The sequence below is a fragment of the Mogibacterium diversum genome (assembly GCF_002998925.1).
Taxonomy (GTDB): domain Bacteria; phylum Bacillota; class Clostridia; order Peptostreptococcales; family Anaerovoracaceae; genus Mogibacterium; species Mogibacterium diversum.
The window spans coordinates 59,620-85,634 of the sequence record NZ_CP027228.1; the positions used below are offsets into that span (position 1 = coordinate 59,620).

The window sequence follows — 26,015 nt, forward strand, 5'->3', positions numbered from 1 at the left end:
GGTGCTTGTTGCGTCAAGCCTTGACCGCAAGTGCCCATTATTATAAAAGCGATTGTTTAATTTTTGGCAGAAAGGAGGAGATAGAGTGATTAAGAAACTATATGCTGTGCTGCTGTTTATTATCGGCGGCATAATTGGAAGCCTTTTGTTTTGCGCTCTGCAAATGAAGCTCAAAGATATAAGCTTCAACGAAGTAGTTGTCACGAGTGTCGCTGATTTTAGCATTTTGGTGCTTTTCGTAATCATTTTCGGACTTATTTTTAGAATTTTTGCACCGGCACTCATTAATAAACAGAAAAAAGCGGCGTCGTATATTGAGCATGATCTTAAGGATGTATCTATAGATGCAATTCTCATAGATGCCATTGGAGTTGTTATAGGTCTAGTTGTTGCATTAATAATTTCCATGAGCTATAGATCACTTCTACCACCACTTTGGTATTCAGTGATTACTATTACGCTATACTTTGTGTTTGGCTTCTTCGGTTTCGTTGTTGCATCAGCTAAAGTCAAGGGGCATCGAAAAATTCTTGACAGCCGTGCACTTCGGAGCCATGAAAAAATCAATTCTGGTACACCTAAAGTTATTGATACGAGCGTAATAATCGACGGAAGAATCCTTGATATCATGAGAGCAGGGTTCATCGATGGTAAAATTATCATTCCGACGTTCGTGCTCGATGAACTCCGCCATATTGCAGATTCTAGCGATAATATCAAGCGCGTCCGCGGAAGACGAGGGCTAGACATCCTAAATCAGATCAGAAGTGAGTTTAACGTAGAAGTTTATAATAATACCGCCAAGCTCAGACATCTCGATGGTGTTACTGAGGTAGATGTAAAACTGATTAAGCTGGCACGCGAACTCAACGCGAATCTGATTACTACAGATTTCAACCTCAACAAAGTAGCGACTATTAACGATATCAAGGTGCTTAATATCAATGAGCTGGCAAATGCGATTAAACCTGTAGTTATTCCCGGTGAGAAGTTACTCGTTGACATTGTTAAGCATGGTAAAGATCGAGAGCAGGGCATTGGCTATCTGGATGACGGCACGATGATTGTAGTTGAGGATGGAGCTGGTCATATATCTGAAAGTGCATTCGTGACAGTAACGAGTGTGATACAGACATCTGCAGGCAAAATGATATTTGCACGCATCAATCCATAATGCAATAATAGAATTGACTCGCCTAAAAGAGTCATAGGCGCAAAGGTGCAAATCCTTTGTAGACTAGATAAAGGATGGATATAACGATTAAAATAAATAACTATAAGAGTGCAACGGCTAGCAAGGCTAGAAGCCCTCACATTGCTCTTGTCGCCGCAGCAGGTAAGGGTACACGCATGGGTGCGGAGATTCCCAAGCAGCTTATGAGCTACAAAGGGATGACAGTGGTTGAGCGAACGGCGTCCGTCTTTGCGGCACACGAGGAGATAGATGCGGTATTTCTCCTCATACCACAAGATAAGGAATACGATGAGACATTCTTTCAAATAGCGGATAGGCTAGAATGCTTGTACGGCAAGCCTATCCGCTGTTCGTATGGTGGAAGTTCCCGAGGAGAGTCAGTTTTCCATGGGCTCGAAGCTATTTCGGATTACTTATCTAAGAACTGTGAAATTGATAATAGCGACTCCATAGAGGCCTGCGAAGCGGTGATATTGATTCATGATGCAGCTAGGGCAGAGATAACTGAAGAGATTATCGATAGAAATATCGCAGCTATGAGAGATAATGAGGCTACATGCACTGTGGTTCCGATGATTGATTCGCTCAGGATGACAGAAAAATCAGCAAGTGAATTTTTTGACGACTTGTCATCACATAATGATTATCTTATAATTAATAGTAAATCTATTGATAGAGATAGGGTAGTCGCTGTGCAGACGCCACAGTGCTTTAAACTAAGCAGCTTGATGGCTGCTTACGACAAGGCGAGGCGTGATGGATATGTCGGTACAGATGATGCCTCTATCGCGGAGCATTTTGGGATAGACATAGCTCTAGTTGAAGGAGATTATGCCAACACCAAGATAACTACCGGAAAGGACATCCCTATGGGAATACGAGTAGGTACAGGATATGATGTTCATAGACTCGCCGAAGGGCACAGACTTATACTGTGCGGGGTCCCACTCCCGAGTGACAGAGGGCTGGTCGGACATTCGGACGCTGATGTGGCAACACATGCGCTGATGGACGCGCTGCTCGGAGCAGCATGCTTAGGCGATATAGGAAAGCATTTTCCTGATACAGATGATAGATATAAGGGTGCGGATAGCATCGCGCTTCTCCGCGAAGTGAAGGAGAAAATCGGCGACGTAAGTATCGGCAATGTCGACATCACGATAATAGCTGAGAGACCTAAACTGGCACCCTATATAGATAAGATGAGAGAGAACATAGCCATGGCACTTGAGATGCCAATTGGCGCGGTAAACGTGAAAGCGACTACGACAGAGAAGCTTGGATTTACCGGAAGAGAAGAAGGCATTGCAGCGCAAGCTGTTTGCACAATAGAAGGGAGATTTTAACTATGAAATTATCGAGGCTCCATCTCAAGACGTTGAGAGAAGCACCAAATGAAGCAGAACTAGTCAGCCACAAGCTGATGATTAGAGCTAACCTGATTAAGAAGGAAGCTGCTGGTATATATACATTCATGCCATTTGGCTGGAGGACAATAAGAAAGATAGAGGAGATAGTAAGACAGGAGCAGGATAGAATCGGCTGCCAAGAGCTTCACATGCCTCACGTAAATCCATCCGAGCTATGGAAGGAGTCCGGCAGATGGTACGCTTACGGACCAGAGCTATGGAGAATCAAGGACAGAAATGGTAGAGATTTCTGCCTCGTTCCTACATGTGAGGAACTATGTACGAACATTGTAAAGCAGGAGGTTTCTTCATACAGAGAGCTTCCTCTTCAGCTATACCACATCCAGTTCAAGTATCGTGACGAAGCTCGTCCAAGATATGGACTTATGAGATCGCGTGAGTTCATCATGAAGGACGCGTATTCATTTGACAGAACTCCAGAAGACCTAGAAGAGGCTTATAGACTTCAGTACGAGGCATACGTAAGAACATTTACAAGATGCGGCCTAGACTTCAGAATCGTAGAAGCTGACAACGGCCCAATCGGTGGAAGCAACTCGCACGAATTCTCTGCTCTTTCTAACGTTGGTGAGAGCGAAATCGCATACTGCGAGAAGTGCGACATGGCGGCTACTATCGAGAGAGCTGAGTGCATCGATGATAAGCCAGTAGATGAGCCAGAGCAAGAACTAGAGGCGGTTTATACACCAGGTACTAAGACTATCAAGGATGTATGTGACTATCTAGGGGTGGATGAAAAGAAAACTATCAAGGCTCTCATGTTTACTACCTTTGATCAGGATTTAAATCCAGCTGACTACGTTTGCGTGTTTATCAGAGGAGATAGAGACGTTAATATGATTAAGCTTGTAAATGCTCTTGGAATCCCTGAACACTACATCGAGTTTGCGGATGAGGATGAGATGGGACCTGTTACAGGCATCGTTGGTGGATTTACTGGACCGGTTGGAATTCACAACTGCAAGATCGTTGTCGATAGCGAGCTAGTTGGAACCAAGAACATGGTTGCTGGAGCTAACAAGGAAGATCACCATATGAAGGGCGTTTGCTACGGCAGAGACTATGTTGGAGACATCGTAACGGATATCAAGACGCTCAAGGAAGGCGATCCATGCCCACACTGTGGAGCTCCAATCAAGCATACAAGAGGCATTGAGGTTGGACAGATCTTCAAGCTAGGAACTAAGTACTCAGAGTCGATGAATGCAACGTATAAGGATGAGAACGGCGAAGACCAGATCTACTGGATGGGATGCTACGGAGTTGGCGTTACAAGAACTATGCAGGCCATCGTTGAGCAGAGTCACGATGATAAGGGTATCATCTGGCCAATGTCAGTTGCTCCTTACCACGTAATCGTAACTGTTATCAACCCTAAGGATGAGCTTCAGATGGATCTTGCTAATAAGATTGAGTCTGAACTTGAAGCTAAGCGCGTTGAAGTTATAGTAGATGACAGGGATGAGAGAGCTGGTGTTAAGTTCAACGATGCTGACCTAATCGGTATTCCTGTTAGAATCACAGTTGGAAAGCTCGCTAAGGACGGCAACGTTGAGTACAAGCTAAGACGCGAAGAGAGTAACGAGGTTCTTTCTGCAGAGGATGCAATCAAGGCAGCAGCAGAACTCGTTGACAAGGAAATCTTCGGACTATAATACCGAAGGTACAATATTAATCACAAGGTGATTTACAGTCCTGAGAATTAGGAGGAAAAATGCTGGAACTATTCGTCACATTTTTCAAACTGGGATTGTTCACAATCGGGGGTGGGGTCGCTATGATTCCCATCCTCTCTAATATTATGGTCAAAGATAAGAAATGGTTCACCGAAGATGAGATGATAGATATCATCGCTATCTGTCAGGGGTTGCCAGGTGTTATCGCCATCAATATGGCAACTTATGTGGGATTCAAGAAGCGAGGACTAATTGGATCCTTTGTTGCAACATTCGGTGTGATACTTCCCTCGTTTGTGATAATCGTTATTATAGCAAAAGGTATGAATTTTATAGACGGCAATCCATACGTCCAAGGAGCACTAGGAGGCCTTAGGGCTGCAGCGCTTGGGCTTATTATTATTGCTGTATATCAGGTTGCCAAGGGTGTTATCAAGGATGCTTTCAGTGCTATCGGTGCCGCACTCAGTTTTATACTTATTGCAGTTCTCAAGATAAATGTGGTGTATATTATCGTGCTATTCCTGGCTCTCGGCATCGGACGTGCTTTACTAACGAAGTCATCGATAGACACTAGGGATTGCGGGGAATCTTTATCAGATGCAGACGTAAGAGCCTATCAATCATCTCTAAATCAGAGGGATGAACAACCAGATGCAATTGGAGAAGATGAAAAAACCAAAGAAGGGGGCGATGAGTGATGCTACTAGCGAAGTTATTTCTTGCCTTCTTTAAGATAGGTCTATTTGGATTTGGCGGCGGACTTGCGATTATCCAGCTCATCTACGACAGCATCAAAGAGTTTGCGAATATATCTCCTGAGCAGTTTGCAAATATCGTTGCGATTGCCCAAGTTACTCCAGGACCGGTGGCGGTAAATTCAGCTACGTATGTTGGATACGAAGTCGGAGGATATCTCGGTTCAGCGCTAGCGACGTTAGGTGTTGCAACTCCTGCGTTTATAATTATAGCTATGGTTGCAAATGCAGTGGAACGCTACAAGGAGAGCGCTGCTGTCAAGGGTGCACTTGAAGGCATTAGACCAGCAACTGTAGGACTTATAGCAGCAGCGGTAATCACTATCGGTGAGGCGGCAGTAATGCCAGAACATTCTCTTGGAGGCAACTTCTCGGTACTTCGAGACATGACGATTTCCGCAGGGGGCATGCACATAGATGTGATATCGATAGTTCTTTGTGGACTGACTATACTGTTAATTCAAAAATTTAAGATAAATCCGATGCTCGTACTTGTCATTATTGCGTGCGTAGGCGCTGTCGTTGGTGTATAATCAAGACAACTATACCCAGATGGGAAATGACGAAATAAGTCGATACATGATTTAGTGGAGGAAAGAAATGAAGATTTACAACTCTATGACTAGACGCAAGGAAGAGTTTGTACCTATCCATGAAGGAAAAGTCAATATCTACGTTTGTGGGCCTACGGTTTACAACTATTTTCATATAGGTAATGCCAGACCGTTCGTAGTGTTCGACACTCTGCGTAGGTTTTTTAAATATATCGGATATGACGTTAAGTTCGTGCAGAACTTTACAGACGTTGATGACAAAATTATCAACAAGGCAAAGGAAGAGAATTTACCGGCACTTGAGGTATCGGAGAAGTACATCAAAGAGTATTTCAAAGATGCGGAAGCTCTCAATGTAATAAAGGCTGACGTGCACCCTAAGGTTTCCGAGCATATCGAGGATATCATCGAGTTCATCAGTACGCTAATTGAGAAAGGTTATGCGTATGAGGCTGATGGCGACGTTTATTACATCACGCGCAAGTTCCCAGAGTATGGGAAGCTATCGGGACAGAATATCGACGACCTAGAGTCGGGTGCTAGAATTGCTATCGGGGAGGTTAAGAAGGATCCCCTTGATTTTGCTCTTTGGAAAGCACAGAAGACCGATGATGAGATTGCCTGGGATTCTCCTTGGGGAAAGGGGAGACCAGGCTGGCATATCGAGTGTTCTACTATGTCTAAGAAGCATCTTGGCACAACTATAGATATTCACGGAGGCGGACAGGATCTCAAGTTCCCTCACCATGAAAATGAAATCGCTCAGTCCGAAGCGTGCAACTGCGCACCTTTTGCGAACTACTGGATGCACAACGGATACATCATGGTTGACGGCGAGAAGATGTCTAAGTCGCTAAATAACTTCTTTACAGTTAGAGATATTCGTAAGGAGTACGATGGTGACTTTATCAGATTCTTCTTACTTAGCGTTCAGTACAGAGGACCTATCAACTTTAGCGACGAAGGTATGAAGCAGGTTAAGCAGGGATATGATAGGCTTATAAACGCTACCGAAACTTTGGAGTTCCTCGTTCAGAATGGCTCTGATAAGATAACAGAGAAGGAAGAGGAGACGGTTAAGTCGTTTAGAGACTATAAGGAAAAATTCATAGAGTGCATGAGTGATGACCTTAATACTGCAGGTGCTATAGGTGCCCTCTTCGAGCTAGTTTCGGCTATTAACGTGGAGATTGAAGGGGGAGCATCAAAGGAATTTGCGGGAAAGGCTCTCGAGATTATCCATGAACTCGCTGACGTCCTTGGTGTGCTTCAGAGAAGTAGTGAAAATGCGGTAGGCGAGGATATTCAGGCCCTCGTAGATGAGAGACAACAGGCTCGTAAGGAGAAAAACTGGGCTAGAGCTGACGAAATCAGGGATCAGCTTGCCACTATGGGGTATACTCTCAAGGATACTCCGCAGGGGGTTCAGATAATTAAAGCAGATGCATAACGATATCAAGAGCATGAATACGACGGCACTCGCCTATATAGGCGATGCTGTCTACGAACTACATATAAGGGAACTTCTGATTGGGCGAAGCAAAGGCGATGTCGGCAAGGTGCATAAGAGAGCGGTATCATACGTGTCTTCTGATGGACAGGCTAAGGCTATAAAGTCCATGATGAATGATTTTCTAACGGAAGAGGAGCAAAAGCTCGTTAAGCGTGCAAGGAATAAGCGCGCGACATCGAGACCTAAGAATGCCGATCCACGCAAGTATAAGCTTGCTACGGGATTTGAGGCGCTGATAGGGGCACTTCATTTGGATAAGGATGACGCTAGACTTGAAGAGGTTTTGGCGGAGGCTGTCCGAATTATTGAGGAGGATTAGAGTGAGCAAGGCGGATAAACTGTTTGTGAGCATGTGCGAAGACATAATTGCTAATGGATTCAGCACTGAAGGGCAGAAGGTAAGACCTCACTGGCCAGACGGAACACCTGCGCACACGATTAAGAATTTTGGCGTGGTAAATAGATATGATTTACAGGAGGAGTTTCCTGCTCTTACCGTAAGACCTACGGCTATCAAGCTCGCGTTTGACGAGCTGCTGTGGATTTGGCAGAAGAAGTCTAACAGAGTTTCTGACCTAGGAAGCCACATCTGGGATGAGTGGGCAGGTGAGGATGGAACTATTGGCAAGGCGTACGGATATCAGCTCGGAGTTAAGTATAAGTTCAAGCAAGGCGAGATGGACCAGGTTGATAACATCCTATGGCTACTTGAGCATGATAAATACTCCAGAAGAATCATGGCTAACATGTATAACTTTGCTGATCTAAGCGAGATGAACTTAGAGCCTTGCGCATATAGTATGACCTTCAACGTAAAAGGTGATACGCTTAATGCGATTCTAAACCAGCGTTCTCAGGATATCTTGACAGCGAACAACTGGAATGTTGTGCAGTATGCACTGCTTCTTATGATGTTTGCGCAAGTTAGCGGTCTCAAGGCGGGGGAGCTAGTACATGTGATTTCCGATGCTCATATCTACGATAGGCATGTGGATATAGTTAAGGAGCTCATCGAGCGTCCACAGTATCCTGCGCCTAAGGTGACGCTAAATCCTGAGGTAAAGAATTTCTACGACTTCACGGTTGATGATCTAATCGTCGAGGACTACCAGAAGAACCCTCAGGTGAAAAATATTCCAGTAGCGATTTAATTCGAGATTATATAGACGGTGCCTTTAGTTTACTGAGGTGCCGTCTTAAATATTATTAAAATGATAATGTCAGCATGTGAGTGCATAATGCACGAATATAACAAACTGAGGTGAATTATGAATCTAATAGTAGCTGTTGATGAGAAATGGGGCATTGGGTGCGACAATGATTTGCTCGCTTCGATTCCTGGAGACATGCAGTATTTCAAGGAAAAGACGACTGACGGAGTTGTAGTGATGGGGCGCAGAACCCTCGAGAGCCTACCTAAGCAGAGGGGGCTTCCAAAGCGTATAAATTACGTGCTCACATCGAACTCAGGGTTCGAGGCCGAAAGATGCATAGCCGTGCATAGCGAGGAGGAGCTGTTCAAGGAGCTCGAGCAGTATGATCCAGAGCATGTGTTTATCATCGGCGGAGAGAGCATATATAGGAAGTTTTACAAATATTGCGACAAGTGCTTCGTAACTAAGATGCATGCGGATTTGCATGCTGACAAATTCATGGTTAACCTTGATGAGGATGACGATTTTAAAGAGACGTGGAAGAGTGAGATGCATAGTGAGAATGGTATAGACTATGAGTTCACTATGTATGAGAAAGTAGAGAAGTAATGGCAAAATCAGATAAAAAGAAAACGGGCACTCGCGGCAAGAACAGACGTGATGCACACGGAGTGTATCAGAGACGCGCGGAGAGAGGAAAAGCAGCGTTCATACCTTATGATGGAGATCCTGCGGAAGAGTTCCGTAGCAATACTGAGCGGAACACAGGAAGACCTAAACGTACTAGCGGTAACGCTGGAGGATACGGTAGTTCACAGCGTAATGGCAACTCAGGGAGTTATAGCAATTCTCAGCGCGACAGAAACTCAAGCAGCCGCCCGCGAGATAACTACAAAAATACATACCGCAGCAGTGAATGGGACAGACGTGGCGGCAGCTTTGCTGAGGAGCAGAGTGCTCCAGCCGCGAATCTGATAGCCGGCCGCAATCCGGTAATCGAAGCAATCAAAAGCGGCCGCGAGATCGAAAAGATTTACATGGCGGCAGGAGCTGAGGGCTCCGTCGTAAAAATCAGAGCTATGGCTAAGGATGCCGGCATAGTGGTGGATACAGTTCCTAGAATAGTGCTTGACAGAATGGCTCCAGGGGAGAAGCATCAGGGAGTGGCAGCAGAGATATCTGCATACTCATATTCAACATTTGAAGATATCATGGAAAGAGCAGCAGACAGTGATGAGCCACCTTTCATCATGGTACTCGACGAGATTTCAGATCCTCATAACCTAGGTGCGATTATCAGAACTGCAGAGTGCGCAAACGCTCATGGCGTTATCATTCCTAAGCGAAATGCCTGCGGACTAACTAGCACCGTTGCAAAGACTTCAGCAGGTGCGTTAGAGCGTATGCCGGTTGCGAGAGTGACCAATATATCTCGGACTATCGAAGAGCTGCAAGCACAGGGCGTGTGGGTAGCAGCAGTGGATATGGATGGAAAATCATATTATGAGACAGAAGGCGTGATGAAAGGTGCGATAGCTCTAGTAATCGGAAATGAAGGAAAAGGTATCAGCAGGCTCGTTAAGGAGAAGTGCGACCTCACGATATCAATTCCGATGAAGGGCAGCATCAACTCTCTAAATGCATCTAATGCAGCAGCTATTATGATGTATGCAGTTAGACGAAGCAGAGACTGTTAGCCGATTATATTTACGAGTTGTATAGCATTAAATATCAAGGAAAATGCTTGACATTGACATCTGTACAGCGTATTATTATAAGGCTACTTTATGAATTCACGACAGAGCTTGCGAGGCGGGCTCTGACTTTTGAGTTGAGAGAAGCAATTAGCTTACATATATATTTGCAAAGGAGGTCATCACCTTGAGAAACAAGATTACACTAGCATGCACAGAGTGCAAGCAGAGAAACTACAACACAACTAAGAACAAGAAGAACAATCCTGATAGAATTGAGCTTAGAAAGTTCTGTAAGTTCTGCGGTAAGGAAACACTCCACAAGGAGACTAAGTAGTCGAGGGGACATCATGGCAAACAACAATGAAACCATATCCAGAGATGGCAAGGATACTAAAGTAGAGAATAAGACCAGTAAACCGGAACAGCGCAAGGAGCGTAAGGGCATCATTGGATATTTCACTGGTGTTAAACAGGAGATGGCCAAAGTAGTATGGCCGACGAGAGCGGAACTGACCAAGGACACTGTAGTTGTTTTTGGTGTGTGCATCTTCTTCTCCCTGTTGTTCTGGGGGATGGATACAGGCTTCTTAGCAGTGCTCAAGAAGCTTCTCGGAATTACGCTATCGAAATAGGCTAGAAGGAGATATACATGACAGATAAGACCGAAAACTTGAATACGGGCGGCACAACGCTGTCACCACTTGAGGGCGAAGGTCTACGTGGCGATGGTACCGCTAAGTGGTACGTAATCCATACGTATTCTGGTTATGAGAACAAGGTTAAGACTAACATCGAGAAGATGGTAGAGTACAGAGGAATGCAGGATCTCATCCTTGAGGTTACGATTCCTACTGAGGATAGAGTCGAGATTAAGAATGGCCAGAGAAAGGTCAAGACTAGAAAGCTTTATCCTGGTTATGTAGTCATCAAGATGATTGTCAACAACGAGACCTGGTATCTAGTGCGCAACACAGAGGGCGTTACGGGGTTCGTGGGTCACGGTTCGGATCCTATTCCACTAACTAAAGAAGAAGTGGTTAGGATGGGCGTTGAGAAAATGCGCATCGACCTGGATGTTGAGACTGGCGACACAATTCGTATTATCGGTGGACCTTTCGAGGGCCAGATGGGTATCGTTGAGGATATCAGTCCTGATAAGCAGATTGTTAAGGCAAAGGTATCGATGTTCGGTAGAGATACACCTGTAGAGCTCGAGTTCTCGCAGGTGGGAAAACTTAACTAACTGGGAGTTATAGTCTCAGAGAAAGGAGAATAAGATGGCAAAGAAGATCGACGGCTATATCAAGCTTCAGATCCCTGCAGGAGGAGCAACACCAGCACCACCAGTTGGACCTGCCCTAGGTCAGAAGAGTGTCAACATCATGGACTTCTGTAAGCAGTTCAATGCTAAGACTCAGGATCAGCAGGGAATGATCATTCCAGTTGTAATCACAGTTTACACAGACAGATCATTCACATTCGTGTGCAAGACTCCACCAGCAGCAGTACTTATCAAGAAGGCAGCAGGCATTGATAAGGCATCGGGCGAACCTAACAAGACAAAGGTTGCATCGATTACATATGCTCAGGCAGAGGAAATTGCGAAGACTAAGATGCAGGACCTCAATGCGGCTACACTTGAGGCAGCTACTGATATGATCAAGGGTACTGCTCGCAGCATGGGAGTTACTGTAACAGAGTAATCAGTGGGAGGCATTTTTAAGAAATGTCGATAGAACCACAAGGAGGAATTATGGCTAAGAAAAGCAAAAGATACAGCGCAATCATGGAGTCGTTCGACAAGACACAGACTTATGATGTTGCAGAAGCTGTAAAGAACGTAAAGAGCTTTGCTAATGCGAAGTTCGATGAGACTGTTGAGATGCACATTCGTCTAGGTGTAGACGGAAGACACGCAGACCAGCAGGTTAGAGGCGCAACTGTACTTCCGCACGGAACAGGTAAGAGCAAGAAGGTTCTTGTTTTTGCTAAGGGTGCTAAGGCTGAAGAGGCAGAGGCAGCTGGTGCAGATTATGTAGGCGCAGAGGATCTTGCAGAAAAGATCCAGAAGGAAAACTGGTTCGACTTTGATTCAGTAGTTGCTACACCGGACATGATGGGCGTTGTAGGACGTCTAGGTAAGGTTCTCGGTCCTAAGGGACTTATGCCAAACCCTAAGTCAGGCACTGTAACAATGGACGTACAGAAGGCACTTGAAGAGATCAAAGCAGGTAAGGTAGAGTACCGTCTTGACAAGGCTAACATTATCCATGTAATTATCGGTAAGTGCTCATTCACTGAGGAGCAGCTAGTTGAAAACGCTAACGCTCTAATCCAGGTTGTTGCTAAGGCTAAGCCAGCAGCTGCTAAGGGTCAGTACTTCAAGAGTGTTACTGTTACATCGACAATGGGACCTGGAGTTAAGATCAGCACAGCATCCCTAAGCTAATAGTCGGCCGGTGTTAATAATCGAATATCAACCGTAGACAGTGGGAGCGAAAGCTTAATATCCCACCGAGGTACAAACATAAATTTGTTCCCCGCTGTCTCGCAGCGGGGTTATTTGTACCGTACTTGGTATTAGCACACAAGACCGAATAGGTTAAACCACAATTATGGGCACAAACGTGTTCAAGAAAGGAGACCAAATGTCTGTAGAAGCAAAGAACGCAAAACAGCTAATTATCGATGAGATTAAGGCAAAATTTGACAAATCCATCTCGATCGTAGTTGTAGACTATCTTGGAATTACAGTAGCTCAGGCTGACGAACTAAGAAAGACTCTTAGAGAGAACGGCGTGAACCTAACTGTATATAAGAACACACTTGTAAAGCGTGCTATCGCCGGAACTGAGTACGAAGGACTCGGCGAAGCCCTGAAGGGATCTAGCGCATTCGCATTCTGCGAAGAGGATGCAACATCTTCAGCTAGACTTCTCAAGAAGGCTATGAAGCAGTACAACAAGATGTCATTCAAGGGCGGATACGTTGATGGCTCAGTTTATGACGCTAAGCAGGTTGAAGCACTTGCAGATATCCCATCAAGAGAAGAGCTTATCGCTCGTTTCATGGGAAGCATCCAGTCACCATTATCACAGCTTGTTAGAACATTCAAGGCAATTGCTGATGAGGGTGCAGTTCCAGCAGGAGAGACTGCTGAGGCATAAGCTATTAGTAGCTAACATTTTTTAGAAATTTTACCGATTAATCGGTGTATCGAGAAGCTGACATTTCAGCAAATTTAGACAAAAGGAGAAATAAAATGGATAAGAATCAGATCATTGAAGCCCTAAAGGGTATGACCATTCTTGAGATCAACGAGCTCGTTCAGGCTTGCGAAGAGGAGTTCGGAGTATCTGCAGCTGCAGCTGTAGTTGCAGCACCTGCTGCAGGTGGCGGAGAGGCTGCTGAGGAGCAGACAGAGTTCACAGTAGTTCTTGCTAGCGCTGGAGACCAGAAGATTAAGGTTATCAAGGCAGTCAGAGAAGCTACAGGTCTTGGACTTAAGGAAGCTAAGGAGCTTGTTGATGGAGCACCTGCTAACGTTAAGGAGAACATCGAAGCTGGTGAAGCTAACGCACTTAAGGAAGCTCTCGAGGCAGTTGGAGCTACAGTAGAGCTTAAGTAATTAAATAGCACAACAATTTTGGATTGGGCTCCTGATTTCGGGAGCCCAATTCTTGCTATTTATAAGAGGCTCAATTTCGCTGCAATATCTGATTTATCAACATCGGGTATTGCTTTTGTGGTGACGGGCAAGATTATGTGTTTTTTGTAGTTTTTCGATTGCAAGAGTGCGAAAAGTTGCAAAAAATGCATAATATGCTCATCTCTGGGCTTGAAATATTTACAACCTTACTCTATAATAGTAAGTTGCTATGGAGACGTTTTTTCTTAAATAACAAGGAGTGATAACATGCCAAAACCTGTAAAAGTTGGAAGGAAAGAACGTATGACTTTTGCGAAAATCAACGAAGTTTGCGAGATGCCAAACCTCATTGATATCCAGACTGAGTCATACAAGTGGTTTGTCGAAGAGGGACTAGCCGAAGTTCTGGAAGATGTATCTCCAATTAGGGATACCACCAATACTTTGAGCCTAGAGTTCGCTGACTACTCCTTCTCAGATACACCTAAATACGATCAGGAGGAATGCAAGGAGCGTGACGCCACTTACGCTACATCTCTGACGGTCAAGGTAAGATTGATAAACAGGGAGACTCTTGAGATCAAGGAACAAGATGTTTTCATGGGAGATTTCCCATTGATGACAGAAAAAGGCACATTCATATATAACGGTGCGGAGAGAGCTATCGTAACACAGCTCGTAAGATCTCCAGGACCGTATTTTGAGTTTGATACCGACAAGTCGAATAACAAGCTTTATTCTTCGACTATTATTCCTAACAGAGGAGCATGGCTCGAGTATGAGACTGACTCGGCTGGCGTTCTATACGTAAGAGTTGATAGAACCAGAAAGCTTCCTCTCACATCGTTCCTAAGAGCGATGGGACTCGGATCAAACGAAGAAATCCTCGATACATTCGGTGAAAGTCCTGCTCTCTTAAGAACATTTGAGAAGGATAGCACTAAGAATGCAGATGATGGCGTTAAGGAAATATACAAGAGACTAAGACCTGGAGATCCTCCAACAGTTGAGAATGCTAGGTCTATGGTTAACTCACTGCTATTTGATGCGCGTAGATACGACTTAGCTAAGGTTGGTAGATACAAGTATAACAAGAAGCTTGGCATCCACAATAGACTAGTTGAGACAATTGCGGCTGAGCAGATTGTCGATCCTTCGACTGGCGAAGTTCTCGTTGAAAAGGGTGAGTTCATCTCCCGTAAGAGGGCTATGGAAATCGAGGATGCAGGTGTTGCTTATGCATATGTAAACAGCAAGACTGAGGACGATGAGGTAGTTAAGGTTATCGGTAATAACTTCGTTGACCCAACTAAGTATATCGACCTAGACCTTGCTCCATACAAGCTGTCAGAAAAGGTTTACTACCCAGTTCTGATGGAGATTATCGAAGAAGCAAACGGAGATGAGGATGCACTGAAGGCTGCTATTGCTAATCGCAAGAACGAGCTTTCACCAAAGCACATCATCCACGATGATATCATCGCATCTGTGAGCTACTTCCTAAACCTATCCTATGGAATCGGCGAGACAGATGATATCGACCATCTCGGTAATCGTAGACTGAGATCAGTTGGAGAGCTTCTGCAGAACCAGTTCCGTATTGGATTTGCAAGAATGGAAAGATCTGTTAGAGAGAGAATGACTACTGAGAATGCAACTCCTCAGCAGCTCATCAATATTAGACCTGTAACTGCAGCAGTTAAGGAGTTCTTTGGAAGCTCTCAGCTGTCACAGTTTATGGATCAGAACAACCCTCTTGCAGAGCTAACACACAAGAGAAGACTTTCCGCACTTGGACCTGGTGGTCTTTCGAGAGAAAGAGCTGGATTCGAGGTGCGTGATGTTCACTATACACACTATGGCAGAATGTGCCCAGTAGAGACACCAGAAGGTCCTAATATCGGACTTATCGGATCACTAACTACTTATGGCATCATAAACGAGTATGGATTTATCGAAACCCCATACCGTAAGGTTGATAAGGAAACTGGCGTTGTAACTGAACAGGTTGACTATCTATCTGCGGACGATGAAGAACTGATGATTGTAGCGCAGGCTAACGAGCCTCTCGATGCTGAAGGTCATTTCGTTAACAACAAGGTTGCAGTACGAGGTGTTAAGGGCGAGATCACGCTCGCTAAAAAAGAAAGCGTCGACTACATGGACGTTTCTCCTAAGCAGGTAGTTTCTGTTGCTACTGCGATGATTCCGTTCCTTGAGAACGACGACGCTAACCGTGCGCTGATGGGATCTAACATGCAGAGACAGGCTGTACCACTACTCGTTACTGAGGCTCCTTACGTTGGAACTGGAATCGAGTACAAGGCAGCTTGCGATTCTGGAGCAGTACTCCTTGCAAAGGCAGCAGGAACTATCGAGTTTGTTGATGCTCAGTACGTAAAGGTTCGTAGAGACGACAATGGTGAACTTGACGAGTATAAGCTACTCAAGTTCAAGAGATCCAACCAGGGAACTTGTATCAACCAGAGACCTATCGTTGCGTGCGGCGAACACGTTGATGCAGGAGAGGTTCTAGCGGACGGACCATCGACTAACCTCGGTGAGATTTCGCTAGGTAAGAACCTTCTGATCGGATTCATGACATGGGAAGGATACAACTACGAGGACGCTATCATCCTCAACGAGAGACTTCTAATGGACGATGTTCTAACATCGCTACACATAGTTAAGTATGAGTGCGAAGCTCGTGATACAAAGCTTGGACCAGAAGAGATTACAAGAGATATTCCTAACCTCAGTGAAGAGGCGCTCAAGGAGCTCGATGAGAACGGAATCATCAGAATCGGAGCAGAAGTTAAGTCGTCCGATATCCTCGTAGGAAAGCTTACACCTAAGAGCGAGACAGATTTAACTGCAGAGGTTAGAATGCTTCGTGCAATCTTCGGTGAGAAGTCCAAGGAAGTAAGAGATACATCTCTCAAAGTTCCTCACGGTGAGACGGGTATTGTCATCGACGTGAGAGAATTTACAAGAGAGAATAGCTCCGAACTCCCACCAGGGGTAAATAAGATTGTAAGAGTTTACATAGTTACCAAGAGGAAGATCAACGTTGGAGATAAGATGGCTGGTCGTCACGGTAACAAGGGTGTAATCTCCAGAATTCTTCCAGAGGAGGATATGCCATTCAAGGAAGATGGTGAGACATTACAGGTAATGCTCAACCCGCTGGGTGTACCTTCCCGAATGAACGTTGGACAGGTACTCGAGGTTCACCTAGGACTCGCAGCTAAGACAAAGGGCTGGTATATTTCAACACCAGTATTTGACGGTGCTAGTGAGAATGACGTAATCAATTTACTTGATGATTGCGGATACCCTAAGACAGGTAAGCTCAGACTGAGAGACGGTAGGTCTGGAGAGTACTTCGACAACCCAGTAACTGTAGGCTACATGTACATGCTCAAGCTGCACCATCTTGTAGATGATAAGATCCACGCTAGAAGTACAGGTCCTTACTCGCTAGTAACTCAGCAGCCACTTGGTGGTAAAGCTCAGTTCGGCGGACAGAGATTTGGAGAGATGGAGGTATGGGCGCTAGAGGCTTATGGAGCAGCTTATACACTTCAGGAAATACTAACAGTTAAGTCTGACGATATCATCGGACGTGTTAAGACTTACGAAGCTATCGTAAAGGGTAACAACATTCCAAAGCCTGGAATTCCAGAGTCATTCAAGGTACTCATTAAGGAGCTGCAGGCACTATCGCTCGATGTTAGGGTAATGTCCGGTGATAATAAGGAAATCAAGCTCAAGGATACATCTGAATTCGACGAACCTGCTTCAGTAGATCGTATGCTCAAGGAAGCTGATAGACGTACAGAGGCTATGCACGAGCGCGAACGTGAGCACGAAGAGGAACTTCGTCTAAAGCAGAATGAGGATGATGAGTTCGTTGAAACGGCAGACTTCGATGAAGAGCCAGATCTAGATATTCTGAATACACTTTCAGCAGCACTTGGTGTCGATGAAGATGTACCAGCTATCCTAGATGACGATGAGGAGCCAGAGATGGTAAGCCTTGACGAGATAATTGGCACAAGCGACGAAGCTATTGATGAATAATTAAGGGGGAAACATGACTAAAAACGATAACAATCAAGATCTTAGAAATTTTGAATCCCTACAGATCAAGTTGGCTTCAACAGAGAAGATGCTTGAGTGGTCTCACGGTGAGGTAACAAAGCCTGAGACTATCAACTACAGAACTCTCAAGCCTGAAAGAGACGGACTCTTCTGCGAGAAGATTTTCGGACCTACTAAGGATTGGGTGTGCTCCTGTGGAAAATACAATAAAATTCGCTTTAAGGGCATCGTTTGCCCTTACTGCGGAGTTGAAGTAACGAAGTCCAAGGTTAGAAGAGAGAGAATGGGTCATATTCAGCTTGTTAGCCCTGTATCTCATATTTGGTACTTCAAGGGAATCCCTTCAAGAATCGGTCTCGTGCTCGATATCACTCCTAAGCAGCTAGAGAGAGTGCTGTATTTTGCAGCATATGTCGTAACTGATCCAGGAGAGACTCCATTCGAGTACAAGCAGATTATCGAAGAGAATCAGTATAACGAAGCTCGCGAGATTTACGGAAAGAACTTCGAGGCAGCGATGGGTGCAGAGGCTATCAAGAAGCTGCTAGAAAATATCGATGTAGATGAAGAAACTGAACTTCTTAGAGAACAGCTTAAGAAGGCAACTGGACAGAAGAGGATTCGTCTAGTTAAGAGACTCGAAGTTATCGAGGCTCTAAAGCAGTCTGATAATAGACCTGAGTGGATGATTCTTGACGTAGTTCCTGTAATTCCGCCTGATCTTAGACCTATGGTTCAGCTAGAGGGTGGTAGATTCGCTACATCTGACCTTAACGACCTATATAGAAGAGTTATCAACAGAAACAACAGACTTAAGAAGCTGCTCGAGCTGGGAGCACCTGATATCATCGTTAGAAACGAGAAGAGAATGCTTCAGGAGTCTGTTGACTCCCTAATTGATAACGGCAGAAGAGGCAGAGCGGTTACTGGTGCTGCTGGTAGACAGCTTAAGTCGCTTTCTGACATGCTCAAAGGTAAGCAGGGACGTTTCCGTCAGAACCTACTCGGTAAGCGTGTTGACTACTCTGGTCGTTCTGTAATCGTAGTAGGACCTGAACTGAAATTCTATCAGTGCGGACTTCCTAAAACGATGGCGCTAGAGCTGTTCAAGCCGTTCATTATGAAAGAGCTTGTAGAGCGTGAACTTGCGCATAACATTAAGAGTGCAAAGACAATGGTTGAGAAGATGAAGTCCGAGGTGTGGGACGTTCTCGACTACGTAATTAAGGACCATCCGGTACTTTTAAACCGTGCTCCGACACTGCACAGACTCGGAATTCAGGCTTTTGAACCTGTTCTAGTAGAAGGTAAGGCCATTAAGCTTCATCCGCTGGTTTGTACAGCGTTCAACGCCGACTTCGATGGAGACCAGATGGCTGTGCACGTACCTCTATCAGTAGAGGCGCAGGCAGAGGCTAGATTCCTCATGCTTTCGGTTAATAATATCCTTGCTCCTAAGGATGGTTCGCCTATCACAATTCCTACTCAGGACATGATCCTCGGAAGCTACTACCTCACCCATGAGGGTACAGAGGCTCGTAACCTTGAGAATGAAAAGGGTGACGGAAAGTGCTTTGCAGATATCGATGAGATGCTCATGGCATACAGGAATCATGCTGTAGGAATTCACGCAAAGGTTAAGGTTAGAAGACAGGCGTTCCCTGGAGATCCAGGAAAGCTGGTAGAGTCTACAGTAGGTAGATTTATCTTCAATCAAGGGCTCCCTCAGGATATGGGCTTTGTAAATAGAGACGAAGATCCGTATTCACTCGAGGTAGACTTCCTCTGCGATAAAAAGAAACTTGGTGTCATTATCGACAAGTGCTTCAAGAAGCACGGTAATACAAGAACGGTTCTCATGCTCGACTATGTAAAGAGCATCGGTTACCACTATTCAACTAAGGCGGCTGTTACAATAAGTGTATCCGACATGGAGGTTCCTGAGGAGAAGGCTGAAATCGTTGCAGCGGCTGATAAGCAGGTAGATAAGTTTGAGGCTGCATACAGGCGTGGTCTGATGACGGATAGAGAACGTTACGACAGAATCATCAAGACTTGGAAGGATGCAACTGATCAGGTTGCTGACGCCCTGATGGATTCTCTAGGACCTCTCAACAATCTATTCATCATGGCAAGCTCTGGAGCCAGAGGTAACAAGTCTCAGATCAGCCAGGTTGGTGGTATGAGAGGACTTATGGCTAATGCGACAGGACACACTGTAGAGATTCCTATCAAGGCTAACTTCCGTGAAGGTCTATCCATACTGGAGTACTTCATTTCGTCAAATGGTGCTCGTAAGGGTCTTGCGGATACAGCGCTACGTACTGCTGACTCCGGATATCTAACAAGAAGACTTGTAGATATTTCTCATAGTGTAATCGTAACTGAGGATGACTGCGGAGCAGAAGAAGGCGTTGAAATCAAGGCGTTTACAGATGGCAAGGAAGTTATCGAGCCACTATCACAGAGAATTGCAGGCAGATTTGTTACTGAAGCTGTTGTGCATCCAGAAACTGGCGAGGTTCTCGCTGCTGAAGGCGACTTTATCGAAGATGATGTTGCAGAAGCAATTGAGGCAGCTGGAGTCGAAGTGGTTAAGATTAGATCTGTCATGACTTGTCAGGCAGAGCACGGAGTTTGCGCTAAGTGCTACGGCAGAAACCTCGCTACAGGAACTGCAGTTCTACCAGGTGAGACTGTTGGTATCATTGCCGCTCAGTCTATCGGTGAGCCGGGTACGCAGCTGACTATGAGAACGTTCCACACTGGTGGTGTAGCAGGAAGCGATATCACACAGGGTCTCCCAAGAGTTGAGGAACTGTTCGAAGCTAGAAAGCCTAAGGGTCTAGCTGAAATCTGTGAGGGAGATGGAGAGGTTGTATCCATCGAGCCAACTGATGACAACAGAACTAGCGTTGTTGTTAAGGAGGAAGGTGGCAACCGCGAGTACATCATCTCTTACGGATCAAGACTCAATGTAAAGGTTGGTGACACTGTATATGCAGGTGGTCAGATTACAAAGGGACCTCTCGATCCACATGATGTAATGAGAATTCTCGGCGTTCAGGGAGTATACGAGTACTTGCTGCGCGAGGTTCAGAGAGTATACAGACAACAGGGTGTAGACATCAACGACAAGCACGTTGAGGTAATCGCATCTCAGATGCTATCAAAGTACAAAATCGAAAAGGCAGGAGATACAAATCTGCTTCCTGGAAGTATGTACAGCATCAACGAGATTAACAAGGCGAATGCTGAGATTGATCCAGAAGAAGGCGAGCCAGCTACATACGAACGTCAATTGCTTGGTATCACCAAGGCTGCTCTTGCAACAAGTTCATTCCTGTCCGCCGCATCATTCCAGGAGACAACTCGTGTCCTGACAGACGCTGCGGTTAAGGGTAAGACAGACCATCTAGACGGACTCAAAGAGAACGTCATGATTGGTAAACTAATTCCAGCAGGAACAGGCATGAAACGTTATGGAGCGGTTGAGGTTGATTACGGTGAAAATGAGCCTCTTATGAACTCAAGCTACGATGACGAGAACATGGTTCTCAAGATGCCATCGGCGAATGTTCAGCCACAGGCTATAGCGCCGCTATACGATGGCATTGAGGAATAAAACGAGACGTGATTAAGCTACAAACCATGCAAATTAATCATGCATAATAAAATAGCCGATGCATTGACAATTCAGTGCATCGGCTGTTATAATATGTAGGTTCAATATACTAAGCGGAGACTGCCTAGATAGTCACTGCTTGTTTGAATGAGTTAATTTTATAAGAAAGGAGACAATAATGCCTACTATTAACCAATTAGTTCGTCAGGGCAGAAAGAGTGCAATTAAGAAGTCAGGTTCCCCAGCTCTTGGTAAGAACATGAACAACCTTAAGAAAACTCTTACTGATGTAAATTCGCCTCAGAAGAGGGGAGTATGCGTTGCAGTTAAGACTGTAACTCCTAAGAAGCCTAACTCGGCGCTTAGAAAAGTTGCCAGAGTTCGCTTGACTAACGGTATCGAAGTAACAGCATATATTCCTGGAATCGGTCATAACCTACAGGAGCACAGTGTTGTACTAATCAGAGGCGGAAGAGTTAAGGATCTCCCTGGTGTGAGATATCACATCGTTAGAGGAACACTTGACGCAGCTGGCGTATCGGGTCGTGGTCAGGGACGTTCCAAGTATGGAGCAAAGAGACCTAAGAAGTAATTGATTTCGGGATATTGTCCTTAATATATGATATTAAGGCGCACACGGTCGGTGATAGAAGCAGACCGAGTACCCCGTGAACCTAAGGAGGGAAGAGAAGTGCCAAGAAAAGGTAACGTACCAAAGAGAGAAGTACTTCCAGATCCAGTATACGGTAGCGTAGTGGTTTCAAAGCTGATCAACAGCATCATGCTTGACGGTAAGAAGGGTGTAGCCCAGTCAATCGTTTATGATGCATTTGACCAGATTAAGGAATCCACTGGCGAAGAACCGCTGGAAGTATTTGAGAAGGCAATGAGCAACATCATGCCTGTACTAGAAGTTAAAGCAAGAAGAGTCGGTGGTGCAAACTATCAGGTTCCTATCGAAGTTAGACCAGAGAGAAGACAGACTCTAGCTCTACGTTGGCTCACAAAGTTTACAAGACTTAGAGGTGAGAGAACTATGGCTGAGAGACTAGCTCACGAGCTTATGGACGCTTCTAACAACACAGGTGCATCTGTGAAGAAGAAAGAAGATACTCATAAGATGGCTGAGGCTAACAAGGCGTTTGCACACTACAGGTGGTAATCTGAGATGATACACCTTACAGAGATTAGATAAAAGCAGGAAGGAGGAGTTATGGCTAGACAATTTTCTCTAGAAAATACCAGAAATATTGGAATCATGGCCCACATCGATGCTGGTAAAACAACAACTACTGAGAGAATCCTTTATTACACAGGAAAGACTCATAAGATCGGTGAGACTCATGATGGTGCTGCTACCATGGACTACATGGCTCAGGAGCAGGAGCGTGGTATTACAATTACCTCTGCTGCTACAACCGCTCAGTGGAACGGCACAAGAATTAACATTATCGATACCCCAGGACACGTTGACTTTACTGTTGAGGTAGAGAGATCACTTCGTGTACTTGATGGTGCTGTAATGGTACTAAGTGCTAAGGAAGGTGTTGAGCCTCAGTCCGAGACAGTATGGAGACAGGCTGAGAAGTATAATGTTCCAAGAATGATTTTCGTTAATAAGATGGACATCCTAGGAGCTAACTTCTTCCACGTAATCGATACTATTCACGATAGACTAAGAGCTAACGCTGTACCTGTTCAGATTCCAATCGGTTCTGAGAACATGTTCGAAGGAATTATCGACCTTCTCACTATGAAGGCTGAGGTGTACGATAAGAACGATGCTACAGGTAAGGAATTCGAAATCGTAGACATTCCAGAGAATATGAAGGCAGAAGCACAGGCTTGGCATGATAAGATGATTGAAGCTGTTGCTGAGCTAGACGAAGATCTGACTATGAAGTACCTCGAGGGAGAGGAAATCTCAGTTGAGGAGCTTAAGACAGTTATCAGAAGAGAGACTATCGCAGGAAATATTTTCCCTGTATTCTGTGGATCTGCATACAAGAACAAGGGTGTTCAGATGATGCTAGATGGTGTAGTTGATTACATGCCTGCACCTACAGACATTCCTTCAATCGGTGGTGTAAACCCTGATACTGAAGAAGAGGATGTAAGACACGCAAGTGACAAGGAGCCATTCTCAGCACTCGCATTTAAGATTGTGGCAGACCCATATGTAGGAAAGCTCGCATTCTTCAGAGTTTACTCTGGAACACTCGAGACTGGTTCTTACGTGTACAACGCAACTAAGGGTAAGCGCGAGAGAATCGGTAGAATTCTTCAGATGCATGCTAACCACAGAGAAGAAATCGAGAAGGTTTATTCAGGAGATATCGCAGCAGCAGTAGGACTAAAGCAGACTACAACTGGAGATACACTCTGTGATGAGAAGAAACCAATTATTCTCGAATCTATGGAATTCCCAGATCCAGTAATTGAGATCGCTATCGAACCTAAGACCAAGGCTGGTCAGGAGAAGATGGGTATCGCTCTCGCTAAGCTGGCTGAAGAGGATCCAACATTCAGAACATATACTAACCCTGATACTGGACAGACTATCATCGCTGGAATGGGTGAGCTTCACCTTGAAATCATCGTTGATAGACTTCTAAGAGAGTTCAAGGTAGAAGCTAACGTAGGTAAGCCAATGGTATCCTACAAAGAGACTATTACCGTTGAGGTCGATGAAGATTACAAGCACAAGAAGCAGTCCGGTGGTTCTGGTCAGTATGGACACGTTAAGTTCAGACTATATCCAAGAGAAGCTGGTTCTGGATTCGAATTCAAGAACTCCATCACAGGTGGTGCTATTCCTAAGGAATACATCCCTAAGATTCAGGAGGGAATGGAAGCAGCAATGCAGAACGGACCTGTTGCAGGCTACCAGCTAGTGGACGTTGGTGTAGATCTATATGACGGTTCATACCACGAAGTAGACTCATCTGAAATGGCATTTAAGATTGCAGCTACCATGGGATTCAAGGAAGCTTGCAAGAAGGCAAAGCCAGTTCTACTAGAGCCAATCTTCAAGGTAGAGGTTACTGTACCTGAGAACAACATGGGTGACATCATCGGAGATATCAGCTCAAGAAGAGGATCTATCGAAGGTTCTGATATCAATAATGGTGCAGCTGTAATCAGAGGATTCGTTCCACTATCCGAGATGTTCGGATATGCTACTGACCTGCGTTCTAAGACACAGGGTCGTGGTGTATACGTAATGCAGTTCGACCACTTCGATAAGCTACCAGAGAGCTTGAAGGAAAAGGTTGCAAAATAATCTTTAATATCACTAAGTTATAAGTGATAAAACAAATTTTACAGAAAATTATTTCAAATAATTCTAAATAGGAGAAATTATCATGGCAAAGCAGAAGTATGAGAGAACCAAGCCACATATCAACATCGGTACAATCGGCCACGTTGACCACGGCAAGACAACTCTAACAGCAGCAATCACAAAGACTCTTCACAACAGATATGGACTCGGAGCAGACGTAGCATTCGACCAGATCGACAAGGCACCAGAAGAGAAGGCAAGAGGAATCACGATTTCCTCAGCACACGTAGAGTATGAGACACCAAACAGACACTACGCACACGTAGACTGCCCAGGACACGCTGACTATGTAAAGAACATGATTACAGGAGCAGCTCAGATGGACGGAGCTATTCTAGTAGTAGCAGCAACAGATGGACCAATGCCTCAGACAAGAGAGCACATCCTGCTATCTAGACAGGTAGGCGTACCATACATCATCGTATTCCTGAACAAGTGCGATATGGTAGATGACGAGGAGCTACTAGACCTAGTAGAGATGGAAGTAAGAGAGCTACTAGACGAGTATGAGTTCCCAGGAGATGACACACCAATCATCAGAGGATCTGCACTAAAGGCACTAGAGGATCCAAGCGGTGAGTGGGGAGATAAGATTTGTGAGCTAATGGAAGCAGTAGACACATACATTCCAGAGCCACAGAGAGCAAACGATCAGCCATTCCTAATGCCAATCGAGGACGTATTCTCAATCACAGGACGTGGAACAGTAGCAACAGGAAGAGTTGAGAGAGGAACACTCAAGGTAGGAGACGAAGTAGAGCTCGTAGGACTAAGCGACGAGAAGAGAAAGGTAGTTGTAACTGGAGTAGAGATGTTCAAGAAGACTCTTGACGCAGCAGAAACAGGAGACAACATCGGAGCACTACTAAGAGGAATTCAGAGAGACGAAATCGAAAGAGGACAGGTACTCTCGAAGCCAGGCTCAATTCACCCACACACAAAGTTCAAGGGACAGGTATACGTACTAAAGAAGGAAGAGGGTGGAAGACACACACCATTCTTCAATGGATACAGACCACAGTTCTACCTAAGAACAACAGACGTAACAGGAGATCTAAAGCTACCAGAGGGTACAGAGATGTGCATGCCTGGAGATAACGTAGTAATGGAGATCGAACTGATTACACCAGTAGCTATCGAAGAGGGACTACGTTTCGCTATCAGAGAAGGTGGAAGAACAGTAGGATCCGGAGTAGTTACAGAGATCATCGAGTAATCATAGATTACGAGGTAGACCACTATAATACTAAGAAACAGGGGCGCATGTGCCCCTGTTTTTATGTGTTCAAATACATATAACATGTGGTATTCTATTAT

Annotated in this window: 23 protein-coding genes, 1 pseudogene and 1 other annotated feature; all 24 genes and pseudogenes read left to right on the forward strand. The window is 44.9% G+C overall.

Annotated features, from left to right (window positions below; translation table 11 throughout):
* Positions 1-85: 85 nt before the first annotated feature.
* Positions 86-1,174: a PIN/TRAM domain-containing protein gene (locus C5Q96_RS00290; RefSeq protein ID WP_245905570.1), complete on the forward strand. Its 1,089-nt coding sequence runs from the start codon at positions 86-88 to the stop codon at positions 1,172-1,174.
* Between the two features lie 74 nt (positions 1,175-1,248).
* Positions 1,249-2,049 (forward strand): annotated as a pseudogene (locus tag C5Q96_RS08860) (IspD/TarI family cytidylyltransferase); the annotation flags it as partial.
* Between the two features lie 21 nt (positions 2,050-2,070).
* A complete protein-coding gene (gene ispF, locus C5Q96_RS08865) occupies positions 2,071-2,541 on the forward strand; it encodes a 2-C-methyl-D-erythritol 2,4-cyclodiphosphate synthase (protein WP_334293712.1) in 471 nt (156 codons plus the stop codon).
* A 2-nt stretch (positions 2,542-2,543) separates the two neighbouring features.
* Positions 2,544-4,280: a proline--tRNA ligase gene (locus tag C5Q96_RS00300; RefSeq protein ID WP_106056105.1), complete on the forward strand. Its 1,737-nt coding sequence runs from the start codon at positions 2,544-2,546 to the stop codon at positions 4,278-4,280.
* Positions 4,281-4,339: 59 nt separating this feature from the next.
* The gene (locus C5Q96_RS00305; RefSeq protein ID WP_106056107.1) at positions 4,340-5,002 is read left to right on the forward strand and encodes a chromate transporter; all 663 of its coding nucleotides are present in this window, start codon (positions 4,340-4,342) and stop codon (positions 5,000-5,002) included.
* Entirely contained in the window at positions 5,002-5,592 is a 591-nt protein-coding gene (locus tag C5Q96_RS00310) for a chromate transporter (RefSeq protein WP_106056109.1), read from the forward strand. Before C5Q96_RS00305 ends, C5Q96_RS00310 begins: the two co-directional genes overlap by 1 nt.
* Positions 5,593-5,659: 67 nt before the next feature.
* A complete protein-coding gene (gene cysS / locus C5Q96_RS00315) occupies positions 5,660-7,063 on the forward strand; it encodes a cysteine--tRNA ligase (RefSeq protein WP_106056111.1) in 1,404 nt (467 codons plus the stop codon).
* 13 nt (positions 7,064-7,076) lie between these two features.
* A complete protein-coding gene (locus C5Q96_RS00320) occupies positions 7,077-7,445 on the forward strand; it encodes a Mini-ribonuclease 3 (RefSeq protein ID WP_158696635.1) in 369 nt (122 codons plus the stop codon).
* A gap of 1 nt (position 7,446) precedes the next feature.
* The gene (gene thyA / locus C5Q96_RS00325) at positions 7,447-8,277 is read left to right on the forward strand and encodes a thymidylate synthase (RefSeq protein WP_106056115.1); all 831 of its coding nucleotides are present in this window, start codon (positions 7,447-7,449) and stop codon (positions 8,275-8,277) included.
* A gap of 117 nt (positions 8,278-8,394) precedes the next feature.
* Positions 8,395-8,889 carry a dihydrofolate reductase gene (locus tag C5Q96_RS00330; protein ID WP_106056117.1) on the forward strand — a complete coding sequence of 165 codons (495 nt, stop codon included), beginning with the start codon at positions 8,395-8,397 and terminating at the stop codon, positions 8,887-8,889.
* A complete protein-coding gene (gene rlmB / locus C5Q96_RS00335) occupies positions 8,889-9,977 on the forward strand; it encodes a 23S rRNA (guanosine(2251)-2'-O)-methyltransferase RlmB (RefSeq protein WP_106056119.1) in 1,089 nt (362 codons plus the stop codon). Before C5Q96_RS00330 ends, rlmB begins: the two co-directional genes overlap by 1 nt.
* A gap of 184 nt (positions 9,978-10,161) precedes the next feature.
* Positions 10,162-10,311 (forward strand): 50S ribosomal protein L33, encoded by a 150-nt coding sequence (gene rpmG, locus C5Q96_RS00340; protein ID WP_094233838.1) that lies wholly within the window; start codon positions 10,162-10,164, stop codon positions 10,309-10,311.
* A gap of 13 nt (positions 10,312-10,324) precedes the next feature.
* A complete protein-coding gene (gene secE / locus C5Q96_RS00345) occupies positions 10,325-10,609 on the forward strand; it encodes a preprotein translocase subunit SecE (RefSeq protein ID WP_106056121.1) in 285 nt (94 codons plus the stop codon).
* A 17-nt stretch (positions 10,610-10,626) separates the two neighbouring features.
* Entirely contained in the window at positions 10,627-11,220 is a 594-nt protein-coding gene (gene nusG / locus C5Q96_RS00350) for a transcription termination/antitermination protein NusG (RefSeq protein WP_106056123.1), read from the forward strand.
* Between the two features lie 34 nt (positions 11,221-11,254).
* Positions 11,255-11,680, forward strand: a complete 426-nt coding sequence (gene rplK / locus C5Q96_RS00355) for a 50S ribosomal protein L11 (RefSeq protein WP_106056125.1) — start codon at positions 11,255-11,257, stop codon at positions 11,678-11,680.
* A gap of 50 nt (positions 11,681-11,730) precedes the next feature.
* Positions 11,731-12,426: a 50S ribosomal protein L1 gene (gene rplA, locus C5Q96_RS00360; RefSeq protein ID WP_106056127.1), complete on the forward strand. Its 696-nt coding sequence runs from the start codon at positions 11,731-11,733 to the stop codon at positions 12,424-12,426.
* Positions 12,427-12,439: 13 nt separating this feature from the next.
* Positions 12,440-12,552, forward strand: a sequence feature (ribosomal protein L10 leader region).
* A gap of 73 nt (positions 12,553-12,625) precedes the next feature.
* The gene (gene rplJ, locus C5Q96_RS00365) at positions 12,626-13,144 is read left to right on the forward strand and encodes a 50S ribosomal protein L10 (protein WP_106056129.1); all 519 of its coding nucleotides are present in this window, start codon (positions 12,626-12,628) and stop codon (positions 13,142-13,144) included.
* A gap of 95 nt (positions 13,145-13,239) precedes the next feature.
* Positions 13,240-13,605, forward strand: a complete 366-nt coding sequence (rplL, locus tag C5Q96_RS00370) for a 50S ribosomal protein L7/L12 (RefSeq protein WP_094233844.1) — start codon at positions 13,240-13,242, stop codon at positions 13,603-13,605.
* A 288-nt stretch (positions 13,606-13,893) separates the two neighbouring features.
* A complete protein-coding gene (gene rpoB, locus C5Q96_RS00375) occupies positions 13,894-17,709 on the forward strand; it encodes a DNA-directed RNA polymerase subunit beta (RefSeq protein ID WP_106056130.1) in 3,816 nt (1,271 codons plus the stop codon).
* Between the two features lie 13 nt (positions 17,710-17,722).
* Positions 17,723-21,355 carry a DNA-directed RNA polymerase subunit beta' gene (rpoC, locus tag C5Q96_RS00380; RefSeq protein ID WP_106056132.1) on the forward strand — a complete coding sequence of 1,211 codons (3,633 nt, stop codon included), beginning with the start codon at positions 17,723-17,725 and terminating at the stop codon, positions 21,353-21,355.
* Positions 21,356-21,533: 178 nt separating this feature from the next.
* A complete protein-coding gene (gene rpsL / locus C5Q96_RS00385; protein WP_106056134.1) occupies positions 21,534-21,947 on the forward strand; it encodes a 30S ribosomal protein S12 in 414 nt (137 codons plus the stop codon).
* 99 nt (positions 21,948-22,046) lie between these two features.
* Positions 22,047-22,517: a 30S ribosomal protein S7 gene (gene rpsG / locus C5Q96_RS00390; RefSeq protein ID WP_106056136.1), complete on the forward strand. Its 471-nt coding sequence runs from the start codon at positions 22,047-22,049 to the stop codon at positions 22,515-22,517.
* A 51-nt stretch (positions 22,518-22,568) separates the two neighbouring features.
* Complete coding sequence (gene fusA, locus C5Q96_RS00395; RefSeq protein WP_106056138.1) at positions 22,569-24,638, forward strand: elongation factor G; 2,070 nt, start codon at positions 22,569-22,571, stop codon at positions 24,636-24,638.
* 82 nt (positions 24,639-24,720) lie between these two features.
* A complete protein-coding gene (gene tuf / locus C5Q96_RS00400) occupies positions 24,721-25,914 on the forward strand; it encodes an elongation factor Tu (protein ID WP_106056140.1) in 1,194 nt (397 codons plus the stop codon).
* The last annotated feature ends 101 nt before the right edge of the window (positions 25,915-26,015 follow it).

Coding starts and splice junctions, on each gene's coding strand:
- C5Q96_RS00300 (WP_106056105.1), top strand. CDS start 2,544: ATGAAATTATCGAGGCTCCATCTCAAGACGTTGAGAGAAGCACCAAAT.
- C5Q96_RS00305 (WP_106056107.1), top strand. CDS start 4,340: ATGCTGGAACTATTCGTCACATTTTTCAAACTGGGATTGTTCACAATC.
- C5Q96_RS00310 (WP_106056109.1), top strand. CDS start 5,002: ATGCTACTAGCGAAGTTATTTCTTGCCTTCTTTAAGATAGGTCTATTT.
- cysS (WP_106056111.1), top strand. CDS start 5,660: ATGAAGATTTACAACTCTATGACTAGACGCAAGGAAGAGTTTGTACCT.
- C5Q96_RS00320 (WP_158696635.1), top strand. CDS start 7,077: ATGAATACGACGGCACTCGCCTATATAGGCGATGCTGTCTACGAACTA.
- C5Q96_RS00330 (WP_106056117.1), top strand. CDS start 8,395: ATGAATCTAATAGTAGCTGTTGATGAGAAATGGGGCATTGGGTGCGAC.
- rlmB (WP_106056119.1), top strand. CDS start 8,889: ATGGCAAAATCAGATAAAAAGAAAACGGGCACTCGCGGCAAGAACAGA.
- secE (WP_106056121.1), top strand. CDS start 10,325: ATGGCAAACAACAATGAAACCATATCCAGAGATGGCAAGGATACTAAA.
- nusG (WP_106056123.1), top strand. CDS start 10,627: ATGACAGATAAGACCGAAAACTTGAATACGGGCGGCACAACGCTGTCA.
- rplK (WP_106056125.1), top strand. CDS start 11,255: ATGGCAAAGAAGATCGACGGCTATATCAAGCTTCAGATCCCTGCAGGA.
- rplA (WP_106056127.1), top strand. CDS start 11,731: ATGGCTAAGAAAAGCAAAAGATACAGCGCAATCATGGAGTCGTTCGAC.
- rplJ (WP_106056129.1), top strand. CDS start 12,626: ATGTCTGTAGAAGCAAAGAACGCAAAACAGCTAATTATCGATGAGATT.
- rplL (WP_094233844.1), top strand. CDS start 13,240: ATGGATAAGAATCAGATCATTGAAGCCCTAAAGGGTATGACCATTCTT.
- rpoB (WP_106056130.1), top strand. CDS start 13,894: ATGCCAAAACCTGTAAAAGTTGGAAGGAAAGAACGTATGACTTTTGCG.
- rpoC (WP_106056132.1), top strand. CDS start 17,723: ATGACTAAAAACGATAACAATCAAGATCTTAGAAATTTTGAATCCCTA.
- rpsL (WP_106056134.1), top strand. CDS start 21,534: ATGCCTACTATTAACCAATTAGTTCGTCAGGGCAGAAAGAGTGCAATT.
- fusA (WP_106056138.1), top strand. CDS start 22,569: ATGGCTAGACAATTTTCTCTAGAAAATACCAGAAATATTGGAATCATG.
- tuf (WP_106056140.1), top strand. CDS start 24,721: ATGGCAAAGCAGAAGTATGAGAGAACCAAGCCACATATCAACATCGGT.